At 70.6% G+C, this 5,192-nt stretch carries 5 protein-coding genes; 2 read left to right on the forward strand and 3 right to left on the reverse strand.

Going from position 1 to position 5,192, the window contains the following annotated elements; genetic code table 11:
• Nucleotides 1-122 precede the first annotated feature (122 nt).
• A complete protein-coding gene (locus ACFWR9_RS41870; RefSeq protein ID WP_329468910.1) occupies nucleotides 123-386 on the reverse strand; it encodes a hypothetical protein in 264 nt (87 codons plus the stop codon).
• A gap of 241 nt (nucleotides 387-627) precedes the next feature.
• Between ACFWR9_RS41870 and ACFWR9_RS41875 the strand changes: the two genes are divergently transcribed.
• Complete coding sequence (locus tag ACFWR9_RS41875; protein ID WP_383852692.1) at nucleotides 628-1,806, forward strand: glycosyltransferase; 1,179 nt, start codon at nucleotides 628-630, stop codon at nucleotides 1,804-1,806.
• Nucleotides 1,807-1,896: 90 nt separating this feature from the next.
• Here ACFWR9_RS41875 and ACFWR9_RS41880 read toward each other — a convergent pair whose 3' ends face one another.
• The gene (locus tag ACFWR9_RS41880) at nucleotides 1,897-2,976 is read right to left on the reverse strand and encodes a glycosyltransferase (RefSeq protein WP_383852694.1); all 1,080 of its coding nucleotides are present in this window, start codon (nucleotides 2,974-2,976) and stop codon (nucleotides 1,897-1,899) included.
• Nucleotides 2,977-3,043: 67 nt separating this feature from the next.
• On the reverse strand, nucleotides 3,044-3,913 hold the full coding sequence (rfbA, locus tag ACFWR9_RS41885) for a glucose-1-phosphate thymidylyltransferase RfbA (protein ID WP_383852696.1): 870 nt from the start codon (nucleotides 3,911-3,913) through the stop codon (nucleotides 3,044-3,046).
• A 196-nt stretch (nucleotides 3,914-4,109) separates the two neighbouring features.
• On the opposite strand from rfbA, the gene ACFWR9_RS41890 reads away from it, so the two are divergent.
• A complete protein-coding gene (locus ACFWR9_RS41890) occupies nucleotides 4,110-5,123 on the forward strand; it encodes a Gfo/Idh/MocA family protein (protein WP_383852699.1) in 1,014 nt (337 codons plus the stop codon).
• Nucleotides 5,124-5,192 lie beyond the last annotated feature (69 nt).

The raw sequence follows: 5,192 nt of genomic DNA on the forward strand, positions 1-5,192 counted from the left end.
CCGAGTGTGCTTACCGCCGCGGGGGCGCGGAGATGTGTAACACACACAGGCCATGCGTTCCGCCCTGGGGAGCGCGTTCACCCGGGCACACGGCGGGCAAGAAGGGCGGGTTGGGGGTGCGGTCAGGCGGCCTTGCGGACGATCTCCACGGGGCCGGCGTCCAGGAGGGCGCGGACGGCGCCCTCACCGCCCGCGACGTCCAGCGACATGTCGTGGAGCCGGCCGATGACGTTCCGGACGACCTTTTCCGGCTGCGTCTTCTCGGTGCCCTCCCAGACCAGCTCGGGGAAAACCGTCAGGTAGACCTTGTCGTTTCCCTGGCTGTAGATGTTCACTTCCATGACGTCACGAAGGGCCATCCGGGCTTCGTAGATCAGGCTGTTCATGTGCCACCGACTCTCGGTATCCGTTTCTGGGGCTTCCTGGCCACACGTACCGGACTCATGATGGTGAGCGGCCGAACGGTGCGCAACGAGGTCCGGAGAATACTCTGTTCAACTGCGGGAAATCCGCGATTGAACGGGCTTGCCAATTACCGGTGTTTGACAGAAAAAGGCCGCCCTGCGGACCATCGGTACTGTTCGCACATGCTGCTGGCCGCGTCCCACGAAAAGCATCCGGAGTGCCATGAAAATCCTGTTCGTCACCACAGGCAGCCAGGCCACCTACTTTGCCGCCGCTCCGTTGGCGACGGCCGCGCGCAACGCGGGCCACCACGTCATGCTGGCCGCCCACGAGCCGTGGGTGGAGACCGCGGAGGCCATCGGTCTGCCCACCTTCTGCTTCACCGTGGACCCGATCCGGCACTTCATGCGGATCACCAACCCGGGCAAGGGGCTGCGTTTCCCCCGGGAGCTGGGCGACGAGGAGATGCTCGGGCAGGGCCGCGGCTTCGCGAAGATGGGCCTGGCGGGCGTCGAGTCCCTGCTGGAACTGTCCCGGGACTGGCGGCCGGACGTGGTCGTGGGCAGTTCGCAGAGCTACGCGGCGATGCTGCTCGCCGCCCACCTGAAGGTCCCCTACGTGCGCCACATCGAGTACCTGGGCATTCCGCTGACCGGGATCGACCCGGGCGCGGAGGACGAGCTGCGGCCCGAGATGGAGCGGCTGGGCGTGGACGGGCTGCTCAAGCCCGACCTGCTGCTCGACTCGACGCCGCCGTCGCTGCGGCCCGTCCACGACCCGGCGGCGCAGCCGATGCGCTGGATCCCCAGCAACCCGCAGCGCCGGCTGGAGCGCTGGATGTACACCCGCCCCGAGGGCGGCCGCAAGCGGGTGGTGATCACCTCCGGTTTCCGCAGCCTGATGTTCCGCGACCCGGGCTGGTCGATGCCGCTGCTGGTCAGGGAGCTGGACAAGCTGGGTGCCGAGGCGCTGATCGCGGCGAACCCCGGCGCCGTCGAGCGGTTCGGCGCCGAGCTGGGCGACGCCCGTGTCGGCTGGATCCCGATCGACGTCACCGCCGCCACCTGCGACCTGGCGGTCCATCACGGCGGTGCGACCACCGCCACGACGCTGATGGCCAACGGCGTGCCGCAGCTGGTCATCCCGGAGAACCCGCCGGAGTTCCCGCCGAACTACCACCGGGAGGCCATCGCCAAGGCCATCACCGATTTCGGCGCCGGCAAGACGCTGTGGCCGCAGGCCCAGGAGCCGGACAGGGCGCCGGGCGAAGTGATCGCCGCGGCCTGCCGGGAACTGCTGGAGAACCCCGGCTACACGGAGCGCACGCAGTTCATCGCCAAGGAGATCTCGACGCTGCCCACGCCCGCCGAGATCGTGCCCCGGCTGGAGGCGCTGGTCTGACGGCCGGCCCGTCCACCGTCCGGCACACGCGTATGCGCCCCGGGACCGCGGAGAGTTCTCCGCCGGTCCCGGGGCGCATGCACGTGCCGGTCAGCGGGCGGCCAGGGCCTCGATGCCGCGCAGCACTTCGTCCGGGGTGGGCAGCGCGGCGCTGTGGGCGGCCAGGGTGCGGGTGCGCTCGGCGTAGGCCGGGTCGGTGAGGATCTCCCGGCAGGCCGTGGCGGTCACCTCGTCCGGGTCCTGGCCGTCTCCGGGCCGGTTGCGGTCCACCATCACGGCGGCGCCGTAGCCGCTGACGGCCTCGGCGACGGCCTTGCCGTAGCCGTTGTCGGGGACGATCAGCTGGGGCACGCCGGCGTGTATCAGTGTCATGGCGGTGGTGGCGCCGCCGTGGTGGACGGCCAGGTCGCAGGTGGGGGCGACGACGTCCAGGGGGATCCAGCCGATGCGTACGCCGCCGAGTTCGGCGCCGTAGCGTTCGGCGGCCTCGGGCAGCGCGGCGATCAGCACCTCGGCGCCGGTGGCGGTCAGGGAGTCCACCAGGCGGCGCAGCGAGCTGCCGGGGGTGTCGAGCATCAGGTTGCGGGTGCCGGCGGTGATCAGGACCCGCTTGCGGCCGCCCTCGGGGCGGGTGTACATCCACGGCTCGGTCCGGCGCTGGCTCACCCGGGGCACCCAGCGCATCGGCTGGGCGGCGGGGGCGCCGGGCGGGCGCAGGGCGGGCGGGCACAGGTCGACGAAGAGGTCGGGTTCGGGCAGTTCGGCCAGCCCGAGGCGCTGCAGCTGCGGCTGGAGTTCGGCGATGGCGGTGCGGTCCCGGCGGGCCATGGGGGCGATGTACCAGATGTGGCGGACGAAGGGGACCTTGAGCCGGGCGGCGAGCACCCTGGGGACGTGGGACAGGCCGCCGACGACCACGTCCGGGGTCCACTGCCGGGTCAGTTCCAGCAGGGCGTCGATCCGGTCGGTGGCCGTCATGGCGTCCTGGCCGTAGCGCATGCGGTCGGGCGTGATGCAGAGGGCGGGCAGGGCGAGTGACTGTGCGGCCGCCATCAGCGGTTCGTCGGCGGCCAGCAGGATCTCGTGGCCGGCGCTGCGGGCGGCGGCGGCGAGCGGGGCGACGCCGAAGACGGCCGCCTGGCTGCCCCCGACGGTGAACAGTATTTTCATGGCTGTCGCACTTCTTTTCGTGGTCGGGTCGGGTGCAGGGACTGCGCGGGGCCGGGCAGCGGGTCGGTCAGCCGGCCTGGGCCATTTCCATGACGTAGCGGCCGTAGGAGGAGTTCGCGAGGCGGCTGCCGAGCCGGTAGCAGGACTCCTGGTCGATGTAGCCCATGCGGTAGGCGATCTCCTCGAGGCAGGCGATGCGCACGCCCTGGCGGTGTTCCAGGACCTGGACGTAGTCCCCGGCCTCCATGAGCGCGTCGTGGGTTCCGGTGTCGAGCCAGACGAACCCGCGTCCCAGCGGCACCAGCTTGGCCTGGCCGCGTTCCAGGTAGACGCGGTTGAGGTCGGTGATCTCCAGTTCGCCGCGTTCGGAGGGCCGCAGGTGCCGGGCGATGTCGACGACCTGGTTGTCGTAGAGGTAGAGGCCGGTGATGGCCATGTTGGTCTGCGGGTCGGCGGGCTTCTCCTCCAGGGCGACGAGGCGGCCCTGCTGGTCGAGGGTGCCGACGCCGTAGCGTTCGGGGTCGCGTACCGGGTAGCCGAACAGGACGCAGCCTGTGAGGTCCTGGGCGGCGCGCTGGAGCATGGGCCCGAACTCGTAGCCGTGGAAGATGTTGTCGCCCAGGACCAGGGCCACGGAGTCGTCGCCGATGTGGTCCGCGGAGACCAGGAACGCGTCGGCGAGGCCGCGGGGCTTGTCCTGTTCGGCGTAGGTCAGGGTGATGCCCAGCCAGGAGCCGTCGCCCAGCAGGCGCCGGAACATCTCCGAGTCCTCGGGCGTGGTGATGATCTCTATTTCGGTGATCCCCGCCAGCATCAGGGCCGACAGCGGGTAGTAAATCATCGGCTTGTCGTAGACCGGGAGCATTTGCTTCGAAACTCCGAGAGTGATCGGATGGAGTCTCGTGCCATTGCCGCCGGCCAGGATGATGCCCTTCACCGTGGCGCCTCCTCAGTGACTTCGTGCCAATTTAGGCGTGCCACGCACTTTATCGGGGGCCGGTGCCCGCCCGGAAGTTTGCCCGGAGCAGCCTCCCCGCATTTGCGGTCTTGTTGACAGACGCGGGCCCGCGTACTCAGGCTGACGGCATACCGGTTCAGGCATTCGTGTTTACTGACGTCGTTTAGGTGGGCCTGTGGAAATCGAAGATCTGACGCCCTTTCTCGAATCCGGGTCGAGGGCCGGTATCGGCATCATGGGGTGCGCCGACATCGCGGTGCGCCGGGCCCTGCCGGCGATCGGCCGTTCCCCTTTCCGTCTGGCGGCGGTCGCGAGCCGTTCCGGTCACAAGGCGAAGGGTGTGGCGGCCGCCGCCGGCTGCGCGGCCGTCGAGGGCTACGAGCGGCTGCTGGAGGAGCCGGGCGTCGACGCGGTCTACATCCCGCTGCCGAACAGCGAGCACGCCAGGTGGGCGCGGCGCGCGCTGGGGGCGGGCAAGCACGTGCTGCTGGAGAAGCCCGCGGTGCCCGACGAGGACAGTGCCCTGGGCCTGGTCGCGCTGGCCGAGGAGCGCGGGCTGGCCGTCATGGAGAACTTCGCGTTCCTGCGGCATCCGCAGCACGCGCAGGCGCGGGCCCTGGTGGCCGGCGGGGCCATTGGTGAACTGCGCTCCTTCAGCGGGGCGTTCGGGATCCCGCCGACCGATCCCGGCCAGATCAAGTACCAGGCGGAGCTGGGGGGCGGGGCGCTGTGGGAGGTGGGCTGCTATCCGGTGCGGGCGGCGCAGGAGTATCTCGGTGCGTCGGCGCGGGTGCTGGGGGCGGGTCTGAGGTTCGACGCGGAGCTGGGCGTGGACGTGTCCGGGGTGGCGCTGCTGGGTGACGACGACGGGGTCGGCGCGCACTGCTCCTTCGGTCTGTCCCACGGCTACCGCTCGACGTACGACCTGTGGGGCAGTGAGGGGCGGCTGGTCCTGGAGTGGGCGTTCACGCCCTCGGACAGTGCCCGTCCGGTGCTGCGTCTGGAGCAGAAGGACCGTCAGACGCGGATCCTCGCCCCGGCCTCGGACCAGTTCCTCGGCGTGTTCACGGCCTTTTACGAGGCGGTGGCCGATCCGTCGGGGCGGGCGGTGCACCACCGTGATCTGGTGCGGCAGGCGCGGCTGATGGCCCGCATCCGCGCCCGGGCCCTGGACGGGGCGGCCGGCTGAGCCGGGGGGGCGGTGGGGAGCATGCGGCGGCGGCCGGTGCCTGTCTCTTATACACATATCAGAACCCAC

The sequence above is a fragment of the Streptomyces sp. NPDC058534 genome, assembly GCF_042717365.1.
Classification (GTDB): Bacteria; Actinomycetota; Actinomycetes; order Streptomycetales; family Streptomycetaceae; genus Streptomyces.

Coding starts and splice junctions, on each gene's coding strand:
- ACFWR9_RS41870 (WP_329468910.1), bottom strand. CDS start 386: ATGAACAGCCTGATCTACGAAGCCCGGATGGCCCTTCGTGACGTCATG.
- ACFWR9_RS41875 (WP_383852692.1), top strand. CDS start 628: ATGAAAATCCTGTTCGTCACCACAGGCAGCCAGGCCACCTACTTTGCC.
- ACFWR9_RS41880 (WP_383852694.1), bottom strand. CDS start 2,976: ATGAAAATACTGTTCACCGTCGGGGGCAGCCAGGCGGCCGTCTTCGGC.